The following is an 18,153-nucleotide window of genomic DNA, read 5'->3' as shown; positions in this document are numbered from 1 at the left end:
GCATCAGGCAGCGACGCCTATGCGCATTTGATGCAGCGCGTGGCGATCGGACGAGCCTTGAGCCGCTCCAAGGATATCGGCTCGCCACAGATTGCACAGGTGCCGTAGGTTCCGTTCTCGATCCGCAGCAGAGCGAGCCTGATCTGCTGGATCTCCGAACGCAGCACATCGTCCACGCCTTCGAGCGCTTCGTCATCGGCAAGGTCGACCGCTTGCTCTTCCCAATCGGCATCGAGCGGATGGCGCAAATCGTCTTCGATCACTTCGGTGCGCTCAAGCAAGTCCGCAAGTCGCGCCTTGAGTTGCGTCGCGATGTCGCTGCAGTCGGTCATTCCCATCCCCATTCCTTTTCACGATACCATTTGGTTATCACATATTTCAGGCCTTTGCGCACCTTCATCCCGTGATGGAGCGTGTTCGGGTTGACGCTGCCGTCCGGCCGCCGGTTGTTCCAGCAAAGAAGTTTGCCGGCTTCGGGTTGGAAGGTCTTTCCGATCACTTTGAACCTTGTCGCACCGCCTGCCTCGACGTCATTGAGATAGATCATGAAAGTCCAGGTCCGCTGGCCCGCGACAGAGCAGAACTTCGCGAAATCCGCCCCCTCGGGCGCGAAATAGTCAGTGTGCGGTTTGAACTCCTGCCCCAGTTCGTATCGTTGGCCCTGGATCGGTTCGCCATATGCGGGCTCGATACCTGACAGATCGGCCAACATTGTTTCCAGCCGCTGGACTGCGGGTTCACCCGCATCCAGATCGCAGGTCTCGCTGGTCCGGAAATAACGGTCGCCATTGTCATCGGCGATGGTGCTGGGGCGGCGGTTGGTTTCGATCAGCGCAGTCAGTTCTTGTCGCAAGTCGTCAGGCAGGAAATCGCGGCACTGAAAAAGCTCCAGCCGGGGACTCGGAACGCGCTGCATTGCTGTGTGCCGGAGCAGACGTTCAGCCGAAGATTCGCCGGGTCGGGACATCGGCGTCACGATAGCCAGTCTGGCGCATTCGGCAAAGCGCGAAATAATCTTGCGTGGCGCTTGCGATTGCGAAGTTTTCGCTTCCAAAACGGGCCAAGCTATGCAACAGGCTCGCGCCCGTTGCGGCTGGCCTTGACCACGCCGCGGCAGCGCGTATCAGCCCCGCTTGCGCGGCTCGACTTGCGGATGCGGGACGGGGCATGTGGCGATCGTAGCTCAGTTGGTTAGAGCGCCGGTTTGTGGTACCGGAGGTCGCGGGTTCGAACCCCGTCGATCGCCCCATTTTCTCCCTGTCAGTGCTGTCAAAAAGGCCGCCCAACAAAGGATGGGCAATGACGGCTTTCTGGAACCAACCCGATTTTGACGATCACGAGCAGGTAGTGTTCGTGCGCGATGCGGCCTCGGGGCTTTCCGCGATTATCGCCATTCATTCGACCCACCTTGGCCCGGCTGCGGGCGGGACGCGATTCTGGCACTATGTCGAACCTTCGGCTGGTATGCGCGATGCGCTGCGCCTGAGCCGCGGAATGAGCTACAAAAACGCCATGGCCGGCCTCCCCGCTGGTGGCGGCAAGGCGGTTATCCTCGCCGATTCGAACCGCACGAAGACGCCCGAGATGCTGGCCGCCTTCGCACGTGCGGTCGACGGGCTTGGCGGCCAGTATATCACCGCGCAGGATGTGGGCATGAGCGAAGCCGACATGGTCAGCCTGTCGCAGCGCACCACACACGTCGCAGGCCTGCCCGGGCAGGGCGGCGGCGATCCCGGTCCCTATACTGCGCGCGGCGTTTATCTCGGCGTCAAGGCGGCTGCCAAGCGCGCGCTGGGCACCGATGACATGAAGGGCGTCCGCGTGGCGATCCAGGGCGTCGGCAGCGTTGGCGGCGGTCTCGCCCGCTATCTCGCCGAAGCGGGCGCCGAACTGATCCTGGCCGATATCGACGCAGCCCGCGCCGCGGCACTGGCCGAAGAGCTGGGCGGTATCTCGGTCAGTACCGAAGCGGTCCTTTCCGCCGATGCCGATATCGTCAGCCCCTGTGCGCTTGGCGCGATCCTGACCGAGGAATCGATCGCTTCGATCAAGGCCAAGGCGGTTGCCGGCGGTGCCAACAACCAGCTCGCAACCGGCAGCGAGGGCCGCCTGCTGGTCGATCGCGGCATTCTCTATGCGCCTGACTATGTCATCAACGCGGGCGGTATCATCAGCGTGCTGCGCCATATCGACAGTGCAGGGGATGACGAAATCAACGCTAGGATCGATCGCATTCCCGATCGGCTCGAAGCTGTGTGGCAGGAAAGCGCAGCCACTGGCGCAACCCCGGCCGAGGTCGCCGACCGGATGGCGCAGCGCCTGATCGGGCGTTGAACGCAACCGACACTTGAGGTTTTTGCAGTCTTGCAGGGAGCGGGGGGCACTGTAATACCCTCCGCAAAAGGACCCGTTCTTTCATGCATGGCTTTGCCAATCCGACGCGTTTCCTGAAGCTTGCGAACTGGCTGACACCGCTATTGCTGGTGTCGGGTATGGTGCTGGTTGCCGGCGGCCTGTGGTGGGGCCTGTTCAAGGTTCCGCCCGACCGGTTGATGGGCGACACAGTGCGCATCCTGTTCATCCATGTTCCCGCCGCGTGGCTCGGCATGGGCGGATGGAGCGCGATCGCGATTTCGAGCCTGGCCTATCTCGTGTGGAAGCATCCGCTGGCGGCGATAGCCGCGCGCGCGGCAGCGGTACCGGGTATGGTCTTTACCGCGATTTGCCTTGCCACCGGCTCGATCTGGGGCCGCCCGACCTGGGGAACCTGGTGGGAATGGGACGGACGCCTCACCAGCATGCTGGTGCTGCTGTTTCTCTACTTCGGCTATATCGCCTTGTCGCAGGCTGTGGCGCGCGAGGGTGTTTCGCCGCGTATCGCGGCGATCTTCGGGCTGGTCGGGGCGATCAATATCCCCATCATCAACCGTTCGGTCGTGTGGTGGAATTCGCTGCACCAGCCGCCCAGCATCACCATGGGCAAGAGCGCGATCGATCCCGCATTCCTTGTCCCCTTGATGGTGGCCGTGCTCGGTTTTTCGCTGCTGTTCGGCGGAGTAGTTCTGGCGCGGATGCGTGCCTTGCTGGCGGAAGTGCAGGCCGAGGCGCGCTTGCGCCGGATGGCGCTGGAGGCTGCGTGATGCGCGAAGCACTCGACCAATGGGATTTCGTAGTCGCGGCCTATGCCGTTGGGATGTTCGGGACATTCGCGATGGTCGCATGGGCATGGTGGGACATGCGCCGGGCGGAAGCGCGCCGAGACAAGGTGAAAAGAAAATGAGTTCGATCAAGCCCAAGCACCAGCGGTTGGTGCTCGTGAGCCTGGCGCTGGTGGCGATCATCGCTGCCGGGCTGCTGGCGGCATGGGCACTGCGCAACCAGGCGAACTATTTTTACCTGCCCGATCAGATGATGGCGGACCCGCCCGCTGTGGGGCAGGCAGTACGGCTCGGCGGCATGGTGGCGGAAGGGTCAATCGAGACGTTGGAAGACGGGGTGACGGTCGCCTTCGTCGTCACCGACAAGGGCGATGCGCGCGTGCCGGTACGCTACACCGGCATCCTGCCTGACCTGTTCGTCGAGGGCTCGGGCGTGGTGGCAGAGGGAAGCCTCGGCGCCGACGGCGTCTTCGTCGCCGATCACCTGCTGGCCAAGCATGACGAGAATTACGTGCCGCGCGAATTGCAGGACATGGCCGAACACCAGAGTGAACCCGGCCCGCAGGACACCGTGGTCGGCTACGAATGAGCGCTGAACTAGGCCTTGCCGCGCTGTGGATGGCCGCAGCGCTCGCGGTACTCCAGCTCGCAGGCGGCGCAATCGCCCAGCGCGATCCCTACGCTCCTCTTGCCGCGCTGGTTCGACCGGCGGCGATGCTGCAGGGCTTCCTGGCGCTGTTCAGCTTCGGAATGCTGCTGTGGGTCTTCGCGATTACCGATCTTTCGGTGAAGCTGGTGGCTGCCAATTCGCATTCGATGAAGCCGATGATCTTCAAGCTGTCGGGTGCGTGGGGCAACCACGAAGGCTCGATGCTGCTGTGGGTCACGGTGATGGCGCTGGCGGGCGCCCTGATCGCCTGGATCGAGAAGCGCCTGCCCGAAAAAACCATGCAGGCGACATTGGCGGCGCAGGGCTTTGTCGCACTGGGCTTCTACGCCTTCCTGCTGCTCAGCTCGAACCCGTTCGAGCGGCTGCCCGTGCCCGTGCCTGAAGGCAACGGCCTCAACCCGCTGTTGCAGGACATCGGCTTGGCCTTCCACCCGCCCACGCTCTACATGGGCTATGTCGGGCTGTCGGTCGCGTTCAGCTTCGCGGTAGGCGCGCTGGTGACGCGGCAAGTGACTCCCGAATTCGCCCGCGTGATGCGGCCCTGGGTGCTGGGCGCCTGGGTGTTCCTGACGATGGGGATCACTGCCGGTTCCTATTGGGCCTATTACGAGCTCGGTTGGGGCGGCTGGTGGTTCTGGGATCCGGTCGAGAACGCATCGCTCATGCCATGGCTGGCGGCGACCGCTCTGCTCCATTCGGCCAGCGTGCTGGCAGCGCGCGATGCCTTGCGCGCATGGACAATCATGCTGGGTGTCGTGGCCTTCTCGATGAGCATGCTCGGCACTTTCCTGGTGCGTTCGGGCATCCTCACCAGCGTCCACGCTTTTGCGGTCGATCCCGAACGCGGTTCGTTCATCCTTGCACTTCTGACAATCTACATCGGCGGCGCCCTGTTGCTCTTCGCCTTGCGCGCCAGCACGGTTTCCGAAGGGCAGCGCTTCGCCGCGACCAGCCGTGAAGGCGCGCTGGTGTTCAACAATGTGATGCTCTCGGCCATTCTCGGAATCGTGCTGCTCGGCACGCTCTATCCGTTGCTCACCGAAGCGTTCGATGTGCGCGTTTCGGTCGGCCCGCCCTATTTCAACCCGGTTGGGGCGATCTTCACTATCCCGATGCTGTTGGTGATGGCGGTGGGGCCGTTGCTGCGCTGGCGCGAGGACGATATCGAGCGGGTGCGCGCGCCGATAGCGATCTTCATTGCGCTGATCGTCACCACGGCGCTGTTCACTGTGCTGGCGAAGAGTGACATCGGCATATTGCCACTGCTCGGCCTTGCCGTGGCGGTGGGGCTGGGCGTCGCGAGTTTCATGCCGCTGCGCGGGCGCAACATCCTGCGCGTTCCATTGGCGACATGGGGCATGGTGCTCGCCCATTTCGGCGTAGCTGTTTCGCTGTTGGGCATGGCAAGCGAAAGCGCCTTCACAAAGGAGAAGCTGGTCGCGGTTGCACCGGGCGGAACCACCGAGCTTGGCGGATTCCGGATCACGCTTGAAGGCGTGGAACCCGTTGCCGGGCCCAATTGGACTGCAATGGAAGCGCGAATCAGCGCCCAGCGCGGAGAGGGCAAGCTGCATGTGCTTACCCCGCAATCGCGCAGCTTCTGGGCACCGGCGCAGGAAACGACCGAGAGCGCCTTGCTCACGCGCTGGGACGGCCAGCTTTACGCCGTGGTGGGCAATCAGGCCGACGATGGCCGTTGGCAGCTGAGGCTGTGGTGGAAACCGCTGGTCACACTGATCTGGTTCGGCGGGTTGCTGATCTGCCTTGGCGGTACATTGGCGATCATCGGGCGGCTGGTCGGCGACCTGCGCCGTCGCCACGCCGACCGGCGCGAAGCCGAGGAACGCGAGGAAATGGCGGCACTGCGGGCCGATGCTTCCACTCCCGCCGCAAACGGGGAGATCGTGTGATGCGCTGGACGCTGTGGGTTCCGCTGCTGCTGTTCGCTTTCTTCGTCGGGCTGGCCGGTTACCAACTGAGCCAGCCGAAGGACGAGTTCATCCATTCGACCATGATCGGCAAGCCATTGCCCGAGTTCGAATTGAAACCGGCGAGCAGCGCGCTTCCGGGCGTGTCGACCGCCGATTTCCGCGACGGCAAGCCGAAGTTGCTCAACATCTGGGCGAGTTGGTGCCTGCCTTGCATCGCCGAAGCGCCGCATCTCGAAGCGCTGCGCGAAGCCGGAGTCGAGATTGTCGGCGTCGCGATCCGCGACAAGCAGCAGGATGTCGACCGGTTCCTTGAGACGCATGGCAATCCCTATTCGCGCATCGGGGCCGATGACATCTCCGCGATCCAGCTCGAAATCGGTTCGTCGGGCGTGCCCGAAACCTTCGTGATCGACGGGCAGGGGATCATTCGCCACCAGCATATCGGCGATGTGCGTGCGGAGAACGTACCCGAACTGATCGAGAAGCTCCGCGAGGCGGGCCAATGAGGGCGCTGGCGCTGTTCCTGGCCGCCTTGCTGGCTCTGCCGCTTGCGGCACAGGATTCGCTCCCTCCGGCGCCCTACGCCTATCAGCAGCTTGAGGATCCCGCGCAGGAAGCCAAGGCGATGGCGCTTATGCACACGCTACGTTGCCTCAAGTGCCAGAGCCAGTCGATTGCCGACAGCGATGCCCCGATGGCAGGTGACATGCGCCACCAGGTCCGCACCCGCATCGCCGCTGGCGAAGATCCAGAGGCGATCCGCCAGTGGCTGGTCGACCGCTATGGCGACTACGTCAGCTACGAGCCGCGCATGACTGCTTCGGCCTGGCCGCTGTTTGCGATCCCGCTTTTGCTGCTGCTGGTTGCCGGCGCAATCTTGTGGAAGCGCATCGGCCGGCGTCCGGAAGGCGGGTCTGGCGAAGTATACGATGAGGCGGACGTCTGATGGTGTGGGTGCCGATCCTGTTGTTGGGCTTGTTCGCCATGCTCACGGCGATACTGGTGCTGCGCTTGCCGCGGCAGGGGTGGATGCTGTTCGGCGCAGTGCTGATGTTCGGCCTGGCCGGCTACGGCGTGCATGGTTCACCGGGCCTTCCGGCTGCTCCCAAGCAGGCCGTGACCAAGGCCGCGCAATCGGGCGAAGCGCTGGTCTCGGCGCGTCGTGGCCTGTTCGACGATGGAACGCCTCCGCCGCATTACTTGGTGATGTCCGACGGTTTTGCGCGGCAGGGCCGCTATGCCGAGGCCGCTGCGCTGCTGCGGCAGGGCGTCGATGCCAATCCTGGCGATGCCGAAGGGTGGCTGGCACTGGCGATCGCGTTGGTAGAGCATGCCGACGGGCAACTCACGCCGCCTGCGCTCTATGCCTTCGAGCGCGCGCAAGATGCGTTTCCGGCGCATCCGGGCGCGGGCTATTTCCTCGGCATGGCTTGCCTTCGCGCGGGCAAGCCGGTTGAGGCGCGCAAGGTGTGGGTGGAACTGCTTGAGCGCTCGCCTGCGGACGCACCCTGGCGCGAGGATTTGGCGTTTCGCATTGCAGGGCTCGACGAATTGATTGCTCAGATGGAGCGCATGCGGCAAATGATGGAAACACAGCGCACTGCGCCCGCTGCACCCGCGATGGAGGAGCGCCCCTGAGGCGCGACTTGCAGCGGGCATATGGCGGTGCTAAGGGCGCCGGCGTTTTGCTGTCGGGACGTTTGCGGCAGCCATTTGGAGCGGCGCTTTTCGGGCGCTCGGGCAGTACCGGGGACAATCGGGAAATCCTTTGACTATGAGCGAAGCATCAACCCCAGTGCACCAGCCTCACGGCGTCCCTGGCAAGGGGCATAGCGCGTCGAAGGCTGCCTTGGCGGTTGGGGCGATTGGCATCGTTTTCGGCGATATCGGCACCAGCCCGCTCTATGCGTTCCGTGAAACCTTTCGCGGCGCGCACCACCTGCCGATCGACGATTTGCATGTGTTGGGCGTCGTCAGCCTGATCTTCTGGTCGATGACGCTGGTCGTCGCGATCCAGTATGTCACGATCCTGATGTGGGCCGACAACAAGGGGCAGGGCGGCAGCCTTGCCTTGGTGGCGCTGATCTCGCGCAGCATCGGCAAGACGAAATACAGTTGGGTGGCGGTGCTGCTCGGCGTGTTTGCGACATCGCTGTTCTATGGCGACAGCATGATCACGCCCGCGATCTCCGTGCTGTCCGCGGTCGAGGGCCTCACGGTCGTCGACCACCGGATGGACCCCTTCGTCATTCCGATCGCGCTGGGCCTGCTGGTGTTCCTGTTCATCCTGCAGAAGCGAGGAACGGCCAAGGTCGGGGCGCTGTTCGCTCCGGTGATGATCGTCTATTTCACCGTCATCGCGGGGATGGGCATCTGGCAGATCGTGCAGACGCCGGAAATCCTGTGGGCGCTCAACCCCTGGTACGCGATCAATTTCTTCATTCTCGACGGCTGGTTCGCCTTCCTCGCGCTCGGCTCGGTGGTGCTCGCTGTAACCGGTGCAGAGGCGCTCTATTCCGACATGGGCCATTTCGGGCGCGGTCCGATGCGGCTGTCGTGGTTCGGCTTCGTCATGCCCTGCCTCCTGCTCAACTATTTTGGGCAGGGCGCGATGATCGTCGGCTTGCCCGAGGAAATTGCCGAAGAGGCTATTCGCAATCCGTTCTTCTTCCTTGCGGCCGAGGAATGGCGCCTGCCGCTGGTGTTCCTTGCCACGGCGGCCACTTTCATCGCCAGCCAGGCGGTGATCTCCGGCGCCTTCTCGATCACCCACCAGGCGATCCAGATGGGCTATATCCCGCGTCTTTCGATCCGCCACACCAGCGAGACCGAAGGCGGGCAGATCTACATTCCGATCGTCAATTGGGCGCTGATGATCGCGGTGATCGTGCTGGTGCTGACGTTCCAAAACTCGTCCAACCTCGCTTCGGCCTATGGCATCGCGGTGACAGGCGCGGTCACGATCGACACGCTGCTGATGGCGGTGCTGCTGGTCGGCGTGTGGAAGTGGAAGTGGTGGTATGCTGCGCCGCTCGTATTGCTGTTCCTGATCGTCGACGGCGCCTATTTCGCGGCCAACCTCACCAAGGTGCCCGATGGTGGCTGGTTCCCACTGGTGGTGGGCCTCATCGCCTTCACGCTGCTCACTACATGGGCGCGCGGGCGCAAGCTGATGCGCGACCGGATGAGCGAAGTGGCGCTGCCGATGGAGATCTTCGCCAAGTCCGCGAAGAATTCGGCGCTGCGCGTGCCCGGCACGGCGATCTTCATGGCTTCGAGCACGGCTGGGGTGCCCTCGGCGCTGCTGCACAATATCAAGCACAACAAAGTGCTGCACGAACGCGTGGTGATCCTGACGGTCGACATCGCCGAAGTGCCCTATGTCGATCCGGGCGAGCGGTGCGAATATCACGATCTGGGTGACGGCTTCTATCGCGCGATCCTGCATTACGGATTCATGGAAGCGACCGACGTGCCTGCCGGCCTCAAGCAGATGAAGAAGTGTGGCGGCGAATTCGACATGATGCAGACCAGCTTCTTCCTGAGCCGACAGACGCTGCTGCCTTCAGAAAAGCCCGGCATGGCGATCTGGCGCGAGAAGGTCTTCGCATGGATGCTGCGCAATTCGGCAACCGCGATGGACTTCTTCAAGCTGCCGACGAACCGTGTGGTTGAGCTGGGGAGCCAGGTCGAGATCTGACCTCTGCTTGCGGCGCAAAGCCGCTCATTACTGCGCATCGTTTTGCGGTCCGATGCGACACATGCGACATAGTCCTAAAGAAGAAAACTCTCGGCTCGTCATTGCGAGCGTAGCGAAGCAATCCATGCACACGCGAGCCAAGGTGGATTGCAACGTCGGCTGCGCTTCCTCGCAATGACGATACGAGGGATGGAGCGTTAGTGCGATGCGACAATGGCAAAGAGCACTGTGCTCTTACCAGATCGCAGCCATGTAGGAAAACCGGATTGGTTTCGGACCATCACGAACTGGCAAAGAAAGAGGCGCCCCGGTTGCCCGGAGCGCCTCTTTTCCTGGCGTAAGCCGATCCGGGCCGGTCAGCCCAAATTCGCGCTCACCATCGCATACATCATCGGGATCGAGAGCAGCGTGTTGAGGCGGCTCGCGATCAATGCGCGCGGTGCGGCAGCGGCCTTTTCCTCGGCGCTCGCTTCCACGATGCCCAGTACCTTCTTCTGCGCGGGCCAGATGATGAACCACACGTTGAAGGCCATCACCAGTGCCATCCACATGCCTGCGCCGATCAAATCGACCGCGCCTTCGCCGCGGAAGGTCAAGGCGTCGACCATGTAGCCGCTCACCATCGAGATCCACAGGCCGGTCACTACCGTGAGCAGCGCGGCCCAGCGGAAGAAGAACAGCACCTTGGGTGCGATATGCCCGGTGATCGCCCCTTTCTGCTCCGCCGGGATGGCGGGCATTGTGGGAACCTGGACGAAGTTCAGGTAATAGAGCAGGCCGATCCACAGCACCCCGAAGAAGAGGTGCAGCCAGCGTGCGACCGAGTTGGAATCGACCGTCGCATAAGCGTCAAAGCCGAACATCAGCGCGAGCGCGGCGACCAGGCCGATCGCCAGCACGAGATGAAGATTTCCGAAGAGTTTTGCCATCGTTATCCCCCTTTGAAGGCCCTGAGGAGCGCAAGGCGGTTCGCCCCCGTCCGCTCCTCGCGGACACTGGTCACAATTGAAGGGGTTGGCAAGCCCGGATTATTCAGGCCGGTGGAGGATTGCGCGTTTCCTCATCGACGCCTTCGATGGTGAGGCCGTGCTTCAGCAGCATCGGAATCTGGCTGAAGGTGAACAGTAAGGTCAGCGGCAGGAACACCCACAGCTTGGCCCACAGCCAGCCTTCGAAGGTCATGTTCGCGCGCATCCCCTCGTTGAGCAGCGCAAGCAGCAGGAAGAACACGCCCCAATTGCGCGAGAGCTTGAGCCAGCCTTCCTGCGACAGCCCTTCGAACGCCGCTTCGAGAAGGATCTGCAGCAGCGCGCGCTTGCGCCACACGCCGACCAGCAGGGCTACGCCGAACACGGTGTAGATGATGGTGGGCTTGAGCTGGACGAACACCGGGTCGCCGAAGAACACCGTCAGCGCGCCAAAGCCCACGATCAGCGCGGTCGAGAACCACAACATGGGCGAGACCTTGCCCAGCCGCCATTTGGAAACCGCGAGAGCAACCACGGCGGCGACCATGAAGGCCATCGTGCCCTTGATCACTGCGGCGAGTTCGCCGATCGGTTCGGCCTGTTCGGGCGCGAACCAGCGATAGACGCCAAGGAACACCAGCAGCGGGCCGTAATCGACCGCCACGTTGATCCAGCTGCTGCCGGCTTTCTTGGTTTCCTTTTCAGTCATTACCTATCCGTTCGTCCTGAGCCTGCCGAAGGGCGAACCTTGCGCGACATTCGTGGTTCGACAGGCTCACCACGAACGGAAATGCTGTGCAGGTGATCAAGCCACACCTGCAATCACGCGCGCGACCAGATCCGGGTCGAACGGGCGCAAGTCATCGATTTTCTCGCCCACGCCAATTGCGTGGATCGGAAGGCCATATTGCTCGGCTGCCGCCACCAGCACGCCGCCGCGCGCCGTGCCGTCGAGCTTGGTCATGATCAGGCCGGTGACGCCCGCCACTTCCTTGAACACGTCGATCTGGCTCAGCGCGTTCTGGCCATTGGTGGCATCGAGCACCAGCACCACGTCATGCGGCGCCTCCGGGTTGAGGCGGCCGAGCACGCGGCGGATCTTGGCTAGCTCGTCCATCAGTTCGCGCTTGTTCTGGAGCCTGCCGGCGGTGTCGACGATCAGCGCGTCGATCCCCTTGTCGGTCGCCGCTTTCACTGCATCGAACACGATGCTGGCGGGATCGCCGCCTTCGGGGCCGCGCACGATCGGCACGTTGATCCGCTCGGCCCAGGTCGCGAGCTGGCCGATCGCCGCGGCGCGGAAAGTGTCGCCTGCCGCAAGCATCACGCCGTAATCGTCTTCCTGGAACAGATGCGCGAGTTTGGCGATGGTGGTCGTTTTGCCGCTGCCATTGACGCCGATCACCAGGATCACTTGCGGGCGCGGGAAAGCGGTGATTTCGAGCGGCTTGGCCACCGGGCGCAGGATTTCGGCGATTTCTTCGGCGACGGCTTCCTTGAGTTCGCGCTCGCTGATCTCCAGCCCGAAGCGCTTTTCCTTCAGCCGCTCGCGAATGCGCGCGGCAGCCGATGGGCCGAGATCGGACATGATCAGCGCATCTTCGACGCTGTCGAGCGTCGCATCGTCCAGCTTGGCCGTGCTGACCACGCTGGTGAGGTTCTCGCTCAACCGTTCGGAGGTCTTGCGGAACCCGCCGAACAGCCGATCGGCCCAGGATTTCTTGGGCGCATCCGCCTCGCTCATACGAGCAGTCCTTCCTTTATCTGCGTTGGCCGGACCCGAACGATCCGACCGGCCGGCGTGCCTTCGGGCACCGCCACACGCGCAAAATCGGGTGCATAGCCGGTCCCGTCGGCTTCGGCGAGCACCGAAAGCTCTAACCCTACATGCGCTTCAATCCATGCGCGGCGCACATCGCTCACCGCTTCGCGCAATTCGATGGCGCGCTGGCGGATCGTTGCTGGGTCGAGTTGGGGCATGCGCGCGGCTGGCGTGCCGGGGCGGGGCGAATAGGGGAAGACATGGCCGTGGACGATATCGAGTTCGCGGATGATCGAAAGGTTCGCCTGGTGGTGCTCCTCGCTTTCGGTCGGGAAGCCTGCGATCAAATCCGCACCGACTGCCAGATCGGGGCGAGTCTGCTTCAGGCGCCCGACCAGTTCGATCGCGTGGTGGCGCAGGTGGCGCCGCTTCATGCGCTTGAGGATCAAGTCATGGCCGTGCTGCAACGACAGGTGCAGATGCGGCATCAGGCGTTGCTCGCTTACGAAGAGTTTGACCAATTCTTCATCGACTTCAATGCCATCGAGCGAAGACATGCGAAGTCGTGTGAGCTCGGGAAAGCGGTCCAGGATGCTTGCAACGAGGCTTCCCAGGGGCGGCTTGTCGGGCAGGTCATGGCCCCAGCTGGTGACGTCGACGCCGGTCAGCACCACTTCGGCCGCGCCCTGCGCAAGATGCGCTTCGACTTCGCGCAGCACCTGGTCAATGGTGAGCGAGCGGCTCGGCCCGCGCCCTTGCGGGATTACGCAGAAGGTGCAGGCATGGTCGCAGCCATTCTGCACCGCGATGAAGGCGCGGGTGCGGCTGCGGGCCACCTGCGGGGCCTCAACCGAAAGGTTCCAAGCGCGCGGATCAAGTTTGGCGTGATTGGCGATCAGCCCGTCGACTTCGGGCATTGCGGCGAGCTGGGCGTGCTCGATCTCGGCTGCGCAGCCGGTCACCAGCAAGCGCACGTCGGGGCGCGCGCGCCGTGCCCGGCGGATCGCCTGCCGCGTCTGGCGGACGGCCTCGGCAGTGACCGCGCAGCTGTTTATTACAACGATCTCGTCCGAATTGCCCAACATCCCACGAATGCGGTCGCTTTCGGCAAGGTTGAGCCGGCAGCCGAGCGAAATCACTTCGGGCCCGCTCATTCGGCTTCGCCCTTGGCGTAGTCCTCCCACTCGAAGCTGCCGCGAAAGCTCTCGGTGGCGGGGCCGGTCATCAATATGCGGCCGTCATCGCGCCATGAGATATCGAGCGGGCCGCCGGGCAGGGTAACCGTCACATCGCGGCCGGTGAGGCCACGGCGGGCCGCCGCAACCGCAGTGGCGCAGGCACCGGTACCGCAGGCGCGCGTAAGCCCCGCGCCGCGTTCCCACACGCGCAAGCGGATGCGACCGGGCGCTTCGATCGTCGCGACGTTCACATTGACCCGCTGGGGGAACAGCGGGTCTCGCTCGATCTCGGGACCGAGCCTGTCGAGTTCCACTGCGTCGCAATCGCTGACGAAGAAGATCAAATGCGGGTTGCCGACATTCACTGCCGAGGGGTTCTCAAGCTCTTCCCAGCCGACCGGCATGGAGAGCGTATCCATCGCATAGGCGAGGGGGATCTCGTCCCAGCCGAAACGGGGCACGCCCATGTCTACGCGGGCGCCGCCAATGGCGGGTTCGAGCGCGATCACGCCGCCATCGGTAAGCACCCTGGCTGGCCTTCCATGAAGCAGCGCCACGGCGCGGCTGGCATTACCGCAAGCTTCGACTTCGCCGCCGTCGGCATTGAAGATGCGCATGCGGAAATCGGCGGAAACATCAGGCGCGGGTTCGAGCAGGATCAACTGGTCGCAGCCGATACCCTCGCGGCGATCGGCCAATGCAGCCGCGATACGTCCCGAGATCGCGGGCAGGGCCGTTTCCCGCCCGTCGAGGACAATGAAATCATTGCCGAGGCCGTGCATCTTGGTGAAGGGGACGCGCATGTCGATGCGCGCTCTATGCGCGCCGGGCTTCGGCGTCCAGCATTTCGCAGAGTTGATGGGGTCAGGCCCTGGGCTCCGGCCTATGCGCGCCGTTGGTCGGCAAGCTCGTCAGTGACAGCGCCGCTGTCATTGCGGTTTTCTCCAGCCTTGCTTAGCCGCCCCTGTCCGCGCAGGCGCTCAATCACCCGGACGGCAGGCTCGGGATGGCCATAGAGATAGCCCTGGCCCTTGAGCTGCCCCATCCGGCGCAGCGTTTCGAGGATCGCCTCGTTCTCGATCCCTTCGGCTGTGATGGGCATTTCCAGCCCGTTGCCGAGCGACACGATCGCATCGACGATCTTGCTGCTATCCCTGTAGTTCAACTCACGAACGAAGCTGCGGTCGATCTTGATCCGGTCGAAGGGCAAGGTGCGAAGCTGCGACAGGCTGGCGTAGCCAGTGCCGAAGTCATCCAGGCTCACCTTCACGCCCTGGTTGCGCAGGCTCGATATCATCGAACGCACCAGGCCGATATTCTCGTGCAGGCAGGTTTCAGTGATCTCGATCTCAAGCCGCTGCGCGGGGAAATTGTGCTCGAACAGCAGCTTGAGCAGCCGCTGCGAGAACCAGCGATCGCGCATCTGGACGGGCGAGATGTTGACCGAAAGCGTCAGCTTCGGGTCCCATTCCTTTGCGTCGTCAAAGGCCTGCACCATCAGCTGCTCCGACAATTCGCCGATCACGCCGATTTCCTCGGCGATCGGGATGAATATCTCCGGATTGACCACACCCATGTCGGGCGTGTTCCAGCGCGCCAGCATTTCGAAGCCGACCAGTTCGCCGCTGTCGAGGTCGATCTGCTGTTCGTAATAGGGCACGAACTCGCCATTGCGGACGCCGCGGCGTATCCCGGCTTCCAGTTCGTTGCGGAAGCGCAGCTCGTTCTCCACGGTCGATTGGAACCAGAAATGGCGGTTTTTGCCGCTCTTCTTTGCCTGGTACATGGCGATGTCGGCGCGATGCATCAGCTTCTCGCCGTCGGTAATCGCGTCGTTCCGGCTTTGGCTGGAATGGTCCGAAGCAATCCCGATCGACATGGTGCAGTGGATGGTGGTGCCGTCGAGGTCGATCCCGCCGCAAACGCTTTCGAACAGCTTGCTGACAATGTCGTCGACCCGAGCAGGATTCGACGGGTCATAGGATATGGCGAAGGCGAATTCGTCGCCGCCGAGCCGCGCCAGTGGCGTCCCGCCGGGCAGGCATTGGCGCAATTGCTCCGCGAGCGAGGTAAGCACACGGTCGCCGATCCCGTGGCCGTTCATGTCGTTGACCTGCTTGAAATTGTCGAGGTCGATCATGACGAATGCGACGGCCTGGCCATAGTCATTGCTGACCCGGCGCAACTCATTGGTGGTGCGTTCCATGCTTCGGCGGTTCAGGCATTCGGTCAGGGGGTCGGTTTCGGCGAGCTTGCGCGCAGTCTCTTCCGCTTTGCGCCGTTCCGCGATTTCCTTCGTCAGGTCGCGATAGCGCCGCCAGCCGAAGATGATCAGCGCAATATTCAGGAGCATGGCGTTGACCAGCAAGTGATCGGGGCCGGTGCCGGACCCGAAGGTCGAACGTACGATGCTCTGCAAAACCGAGCCGCCGGTGGCGACGAAAAGCAGGATCGCGGCAGCCGCGATCCCCAGCGCAACAAGGTCGCGCTCTGCCTTGCCCAGGGATTTCGGGTTTTCTGATTAGACCACTTCGGCTTCGATTCAGGCGTTTGAGGCCTGCCCCCTGAGTTGCTCACACGTCGCCGCTATCCCTGATTGTGCTAAAGATCAGGTTAATTGCGGCCTACGCACGGGCTCTGGCGAAACCGGCAAGCGGGCGTTAGGGAGGCCCTCCACCGGATTGCAGGGAGCAGAAAATTGCCGCGCTATTGGCTGATGAAGTCCGAACCGTTCAAATACAGCTGGGATGATCTTGTCGCCGAAAAGGAAGGCACGTGGGACGGGGTGCGCAATTACCGCGCGAGAAACAACCTCGCTGCCATGAAGGTGGGCGAGGAAGCCTTCTTCTATCACTCGCGCGAAGGGCTGGAGATCGTGGGCGTGGTCACGATTTCGGTCGAAGGCATCACCGATCCGACCGATCCCGAAGGCAAATGGGCGGCGGTGAAGATCAAGCCCAAGGCAAAGCTCAAGCAGCCTGTTACGCTGCAGCAGATCAAGGCCGATCCGCGCCTGGCAGAGTGCGAGCTGATCCGGCTGGGCAGGCTTTCGGTGGCCGAGGTCACGCCTGAGGAATGGAAGGTGATCCTCGAACTTGGCGGCGGGCTGGCAAAGCGCTGATCAGCGCGACCTCAGCCCGCTGACGGTTGCGCCGCTGGCGGCAAGCTGCTCGACTTCGATCACGCAATGGATCAGGCGCAGGCCGCGCAGGCCCTGCGCTTCGGACAGCGCCTGCTTGAACTGATCCGTCGTTTCCACCCGCGCGCTCCACGCGCCGTAGGCCGCGCCCAGCGCCGCGAAGTCCGGATTGGCGAGCTCCGTGCCCGAAACTCGGGTGGGGAATTCGCGCTCCTGGTGCATGCGGATTGTGCCGTATGCGCCATTGTCGATCACCAGCACGATCATGTCGCACCCATGCTGGACCGCGGTTGCCAGTTCCTGCCCGTTCATCAGGAAATCGCCGTCGCCGGCCAGCGCCACTACGGTGCGGTCCGGGAAGCGACGTGCCGCGGCCACCGCGGCTGGCACGCCATATCCCATCGCGCCCGAGGTGGGGGCGAGCTGGGTCGGGAAGCCACCGTACCGCCAATAGCGGTGCCACCAGCCCGAGAAATTGCCCGCGCCGTTGCAGATGATCGTGTCGGCCGGGAAAGTCTCGCGCATGAAGGCGACGCATTGCCCAAGGTCGAGCGCGAATTGCGAGGGCTTGGGCGTTGCCCAGGCTTCCCATTCGGCATGGGCTTCGGCGCCCGCATCGAAGGAAATGATCGACCGGTCTTCCCACAGCGCCGCCGCTTCGGCGAATTCGTCCATCGCGCAGCACATGGAGAAATCGGTGCGATAGACGCGGTGCAGCTCCTCCGGATCGGGATGGATGTGGACCAGCAACTGGTCCTCGCGGTCGAGCGCAGGGAAGCTGTAGCCATCGGTGGTCGCTTCGCCCAGCCGCGCGCCGATCGCGAGCACGAGGTCGGCCTGTTTCACGCGTTCGACCAGCTTGGGGTTGGGGCCATAGCCGAGATTGCCGGCATAGACCGGCGAAGAGGGCGATATGGCGTCCTGCCTGCGAAACGCGGTCGCTACCGGCAGTCCGATCCGTTCGGCGAAGCGCTGGAAGTTCTCGCGCGCCTTCGGGTTCCATCCGGCGCCACCGATGATCGCAATCGGACTGGCCGCATCGCCGATCATCGCCATGAGCGCCATCATCGCGTTAGGGCAAGCAGCCTGCGCCGGGCGGCTGACGAAGGGGCGGGGCGTCGCTTGCGTCGCATCGCTGAGCATGTCTTCGGGAAGCGCCAACACCACTGGGCCGGGGCGGCCGGAAATCGCGGTGGCATAGGCCCGCGCAACGAATTCTGGGATGCGGTCGGCGCTGTCGATCCGCGCGGCCCATTTGCAGATCGGCCCGAAGAAGGCGGGGAAGTCGATTTCCTGGAAGCCTTCGCGCTCGCGCATCGAGCGGTCGACGTCTCCCACGAACAGGATCATCGGCTGCGAATCCTGGTGCGCCACATGCACGCCGATGCTGGCATTGGTCGCACCCGGGCCGCGCGTGACGAAGGCAATGCCGGGGCGCCCGGTCATGGTGCCGTCGGCACAGGCCATGAAGGCGACGCCGCCTTCCTGCCGGCAAGTGACCAGTTCGATCTCGTCGCGGCCATGCAGCGCGTCGAGCACCTGCAGGAAGCTTTCGCCGGGGACGGTGAAGATGCGGTCCGCGCCCTGTTCGATCAGGCAGTCGACCAGCAGTTTCGCGGCATCGGGAGTGGGGCGTGCAGTCATGCT

General features: G+C 63.4%; 19 protein-coding genes and 1 tRNA gene. 11 read left to right on the top strand and 9 right to left on the bottom strand.

Features of this window, described 5'->3' with window-relative positions:
- Positions 1–17: 17 nt before the first annotated feature.
- Both VRS74_RS07410 and VRS74_RS07405 read right to left on the bottom strand, forming a co-directional pair.
- Positions 18–332 (bottom strand): TraR/DksA family transcriptional regulator, encoded by a 315-nt coding sequence (locus tag VRS74_RS07410; RefSeq protein WP_354144612.1) that lies wholly within the window; start codon positions 330–332, stop codon positions 18–20.
- Positions 329–967 carry a prolyl hydroxylase family protein gene (locus VRS74_RS07405; RefSeq protein WP_354144611.1) on the bottom strand — a complete coding sequence of 213 codons (639 nt, stop codon included), beginning with the start codon at positions 965–967 and terminating at the stop codon, positions 329–331. Before VRS74_RS07405 ends, VRS74_RS07410 begins: the two co-directional genes overlap by 4 nt.
- A gap of 205 nt (positions 968–1,172) precedes the next feature.
- Here VRS74_RS07405 and VRS74_RS07400 point away from each other — a divergent pair.
- The 10 genes from VRS74_RS07400 to VRS74_RS07355 all read left to right on the top strand — a co-directional run bounded on the left by VRS74_RS07400 (position 1,173) and on the right by VRS74_RS07355 (position 9,459).
- Positions 1,173–1,249, top strand: a tRNA-His gene (locus VRS74_RS07400).
- Between the two features lie 50 nt (positions 1,250–1,299).
- On the top strand, positions 1,300–2,334 hold the full coding sequence (locus VRS74_RS07395; RefSeq protein ID WP_354144610.1) for a Leu/Phe/Val dehydrogenase: 1,035 nt from the start codon (positions 1,300–1,302) through the stop codon (positions 2,332–2,334).
- Positions 2,335–2,417: 83 nt separating this feature from the next.
- On the top strand, positions 2,418–3,140 hold the full coding sequence (gene ccmC / locus VRS74_RS07390; RefSeq protein ID WP_354144609.1) for a heme ABC transporter permease CcmC: 723 nt from the start codon (positions 2,418–2,420) through the stop codon (positions 3,138–3,140).
- Positions 3,140–3,280, top strand: a complete 141-nt coding sequence (locus VRS74_RS07385) for a hypothetical protein (RefSeq protein ID WP_354144608.1) — start codon at positions 3,140–3,142, stop codon at positions 3,278–3,280. Before ccmC ends, VRS74_RS07385 begins: the two co-directional genes overlap by 1 nt.
- A complete protein-coding gene (gene ccmE, locus VRS74_RS07380; RefSeq protein WP_354144607.1) occupies positions 3,277–3,747 on the top strand; it encodes a cytochrome c maturation protein CcmE in 471 nt (156 codons plus the stop codon). Before VRS74_RS07385 ends, ccmE begins: the two co-directional genes overlap by 4 nt.
- Entirely contained in the window at positions 3,744–5,738 is a 1,995-nt protein-coding gene (locus VRS74_RS07375) for a heme lyase CcmF/NrfE family subunit (protein ID WP_354144606.1), read from the top strand. The genes ccmE and VRS74_RS07375 overlap by 4 nt, the downstream gene beginning before the upstream one ends.
- Positions 5,738–6,265 carry a DsbE family thiol:disulfide interchange protein gene (locus tag VRS74_RS07370; RefSeq protein WP_354144605.1) on the top strand — a complete coding sequence of 176 codons (528 nt, stop codon included), beginning with the start codon at positions 5,738–5,740 and terminating at the stop codon, positions 6,263–6,265. The genes VRS74_RS07375 and VRS74_RS07370 overlap by 1 nt, the downstream gene beginning before the upstream one ends.
- Positions 6,262–6,705 (top strand): cytochrome c-type biogenesis protein, encoded by a 444-nt coding sequence (locus VRS74_RS07365; RefSeq protein WP_354144604.1) that lies wholly within the window; start codon positions 6,262–6,264, stop codon positions 6,703–6,705. The genes VRS74_RS07370 and VRS74_RS07365 overlap by 4 nt, the downstream gene beginning before the upstream one ends.
- Positions 6,705–7,397: a tetratricopeptide repeat protein gene (locus VRS74_RS07360; RefSeq protein ID WP_354144603.1), complete on the top strand. Its 693-nt coding sequence runs from the start codon at positions 6,705–6,707 to the stop codon at positions 7,395–7,397. Before VRS74_RS07365 ends, VRS74_RS07360 begins: the two co-directional genes overlap by 1 nt.
- A 136-nt stretch (positions 7,398–7,533) precedes the next feature.
- Entirely contained in the window at positions 7,534–9,459 is a 1,926-nt protein-coding gene (locus VRS74_RS07355; RefSeq protein WP_354144602.1) for a potassium transporter Kup, read from the top strand.
- 356 nt (positions 9,460–9,815) lie between these two features.
- Here VRS74_RS07355 and VRS74_RS07350 read toward each other — a convergent pair whose 3' ends face one another.
- From VRS74_RS07350 to VRS74_RS07325, 6 genes are all read right to left on the bottom strand, one after another.
- Positions 9,816–10,388 (bottom strand): urate hydroxylase PuuD, encoded by a 573-nt coding sequence (locus tag VRS74_RS07350; RefSeq protein ID WP_354144601.1) that lies wholly within the window; start codon positions 10,386–10,388, stop codon positions 9,816–9,818.
- A gap of 103 nt (positions 10,389–10,491) precedes the next feature.
- Positions 10,492–11,136 carry an inner membrane-spanning protein YciB gene (locus tag VRS74_RS07345; protein WP_354144600.1) on the bottom strand — a complete coding sequence of 215 codons (645 nt, stop codon included), beginning with the start codon at positions 11,134–11,136 and terminating at the stop codon, positions 10,492–10,494.
- Between the two features lie 96 nt (positions 11,137–11,232).
- Complete coding sequence (ftsY, locus tag VRS74_RS07340) at positions 11,233–12,171, bottom strand: signal recognition particle-docking protein FtsY (RefSeq protein WP_354144599.1); 939 nt, start codon at positions 12,169–12,171, stop codon at positions 11,233–11,235.
- Positions 12,168–13,343 (bottom strand): MiaB/RimO family radical SAM methylthiotransferase, encoded by a 1,176-nt coding sequence (locus VRS74_RS07335; protein ID WP_354144598.1) that lies wholly within the window; start codon positions 13,341–13,343, stop codon positions 12,168–12,170. The genes ftsY and VRS74_RS07335 overlap by 4 nt, the downstream gene beginning before the upstream one ends.
- Positions 13,340–14,170 carry a diaminopimelate epimerase gene (gene dapF / locus VRS74_RS07330; protein ID WP_354144597.1) on the bottom strand — a complete coding sequence of 277 codons (831 nt, stop codon included), beginning with the start codon at positions 14,168–14,170 and terminating at the stop codon, positions 13,340–13,342. Before dapF ends, VRS74_RS07335 begins: the two co-directional genes overlap by 4 nt.
- A gap of 80 nt (positions 14,171–14,250) precedes the next feature.
- Positions 14,251–15,786 (bottom strand): putative bifunctional diguanylate cyclase/phosphodiesterase, encoded by a 1,536-nt coding sequence (locus VRS74_RS07325; protein ID WP_354144596.1) that lies wholly within the window; start codon positions 15,784–15,786, stop codon positions 14,251–14,253.
- Between the two features lie 297 nt (positions 15,787–16,083).
- Between VRS74_RS07325 and VRS74_RS07320 the strand changes: the two genes are divergently transcribed.
- Entirely contained in the window at positions 16,084–16,488 is a 405-nt protein-coding gene (locus VRS74_RS07320; protein WP_354144595.1) for an EVE domain-containing protein, read from the top strand.
- Here the strand turns inward: VRS74_RS07320 and VRS74_RS07315 are convergent, their stop codons facing one another.
- The gene (locus VRS74_RS07315) at positions 16,489–18,150 is read right to left on the bottom strand and encodes a thiamine pyrophosphate-binding protein (protein ID WP_354144594.1); all 1,662 of its coding nucleotides are present in this window, start codon (positions 18,148–18,150) and stop codon (positions 16,489–16,491) included.
- Positions 18,151–18,153: the final 3 nt, after the last annotated feature.

The organism is Altererythrobacter litoralis (assembly GCF_036324225.1).
GTDB classification, from domain to species: domain Bacteria; phylum Pseudomonadota; class Alphaproteobacteria; order Sphingomonadales; family Sphingomonadaceae; genus Erythrobacter; species Erythrobacter litoralis_A.
The sequence above is the reverse complement of the archived record's forward strand: the minus strand, read 5'-3'. Positions and strand labels throughout refer to the sequence as shown.

What these genes read in the sequence shown, in the direction of transcription:
- VRS74_RS07410 (WP_354144612.1), bottom strand. Translation starts at nt 332, where the DNA reads ATGACCGACTGCAGCGACATCGCGACGCAACTCAAGGCGCGACTTGCG.
- VRS74_RS07405 (WP_354144611.1), bottom strand. Translation starts at nt 967, where the DNA reads ATGTCCCGACCCGGCGAATCTTCGGCTGAACGTCTGCTCCGGCACACA.
- VRS74_RS07395 (WP_354144610.1), top strand. Translation starts at nt 1,300, where the DNA reads ATGACGGCTTTCTGGAACCAACCCGATTTTGACGATCACGAGCAGGTA.
- ccmC (WP_354144609.1), top strand. Translation starts at nt 2,418, where the DNA reads ATGCATGGCTTTGCCAATCCGACGCGTTTCCTGAAGCTTGCGAACTGG.
- VRS74_RS07385 (WP_354144608.1), top strand. Translation starts at nt 3,140, where the DNA reads ATGCGCGAAGCACTCGACCAATGGGATTTCGTAGTCGCGGCCTATGCC.
- ccmE (WP_354144607.1), top strand. Translation starts at nt 3,277, where the DNA reads ATGAGTTCGATCAAGCCCAAGCACCAGCGGTTGGTGCTCGTGAGCCTG.
- VRS74_RS07375 (WP_354144606.1), top strand. Translation starts at nt 3,744, where the DNA reads ATGAGCGCTGAACTAGGCCTTGCCGCGCTGTGGATGGCCGCAGCGCTC.
- VRS74_RS07370 (WP_354144605.1), top strand. Translation starts at nt 5,738, where the DNA reads ATGCGCTGGACGCTGTGGGTTCCGCTGCTGCTGTTCGCTTTCTTCGTC.
- VRS74_RS07365 (WP_354144604.1), top strand. Translation starts at nt 6,262, where the DNA reads ATGAGGGCGCTGGCGCTGTTCCTGGCCGCCTTGCTGGCTCTGCCGCTT.
- VRS74_RS07360 (WP_354144603.1), top strand. Translation starts at nt 6,705, where the DNA reads ATGGTGTGGGTGCCGATCCTGTTGTTGGGCTTGTTCGCCATGCTCACG.
- VRS74_RS07355 (WP_354144602.1), top strand. Translation starts at nt 7,534, where the DNA reads ATGAGCGAAGCATCAACCCCAGTGCACCAGCCTCACGGCGTCCCTGGC.
- VRS74_RS07350 (WP_354144601.1), bottom strand. Translation starts at nt 10,388, where the DNA reads ATGGCAAAACTCTTCGGAAATCTTCATCTCGTGCTGGCGATCGGCCTG.
- VRS74_RS07345 (WP_354144600.1), bottom strand. Translation starts at nt 11,136, where the DNA reads ATGACTGAAAAGGAAACCAAGAAAGCCGGCAGCAGCTGGATCAACGTG.
- ftsY (WP_354144599.1), bottom strand. Translation starts at nt 12,171, where the DNA reads ATGAGCGAGGCGGATGCGCCCAAGAAATCCTGGGCCGATCGGCTGTTC.
- VRS74_RS07335 (WP_354144598.1), bottom strand. Translation starts at nt 13,343, where the DNA reads ATGAGCGGGCCCGAAGTGATTTCGCTCGGCTGCCGGCTCAACCTTGCC.
- dapF (WP_354144597.1), bottom strand. Translation starts at nt 14,170, where the DNA reads ATGCGCGTCCCCTTCACCAAGATGCACGGCCTCGGCAATGATTTCATT.
- VRS74_RS07320 (WP_354144595.1), top strand. Translation starts at nt 16,084, where the DNA reads ATGAAGTCCGAACCGTTCAAATACAGCTGGGATGATCTTGTCGCCGAA.
- VRS74_RS07315 (WP_354144594.1), bottom strand. Translation starts at nt 18,150, where the DNA reads ATGACTGCACGCCCCACTCCCGATGCCGCGAAACTGCTGGTCGACTGC.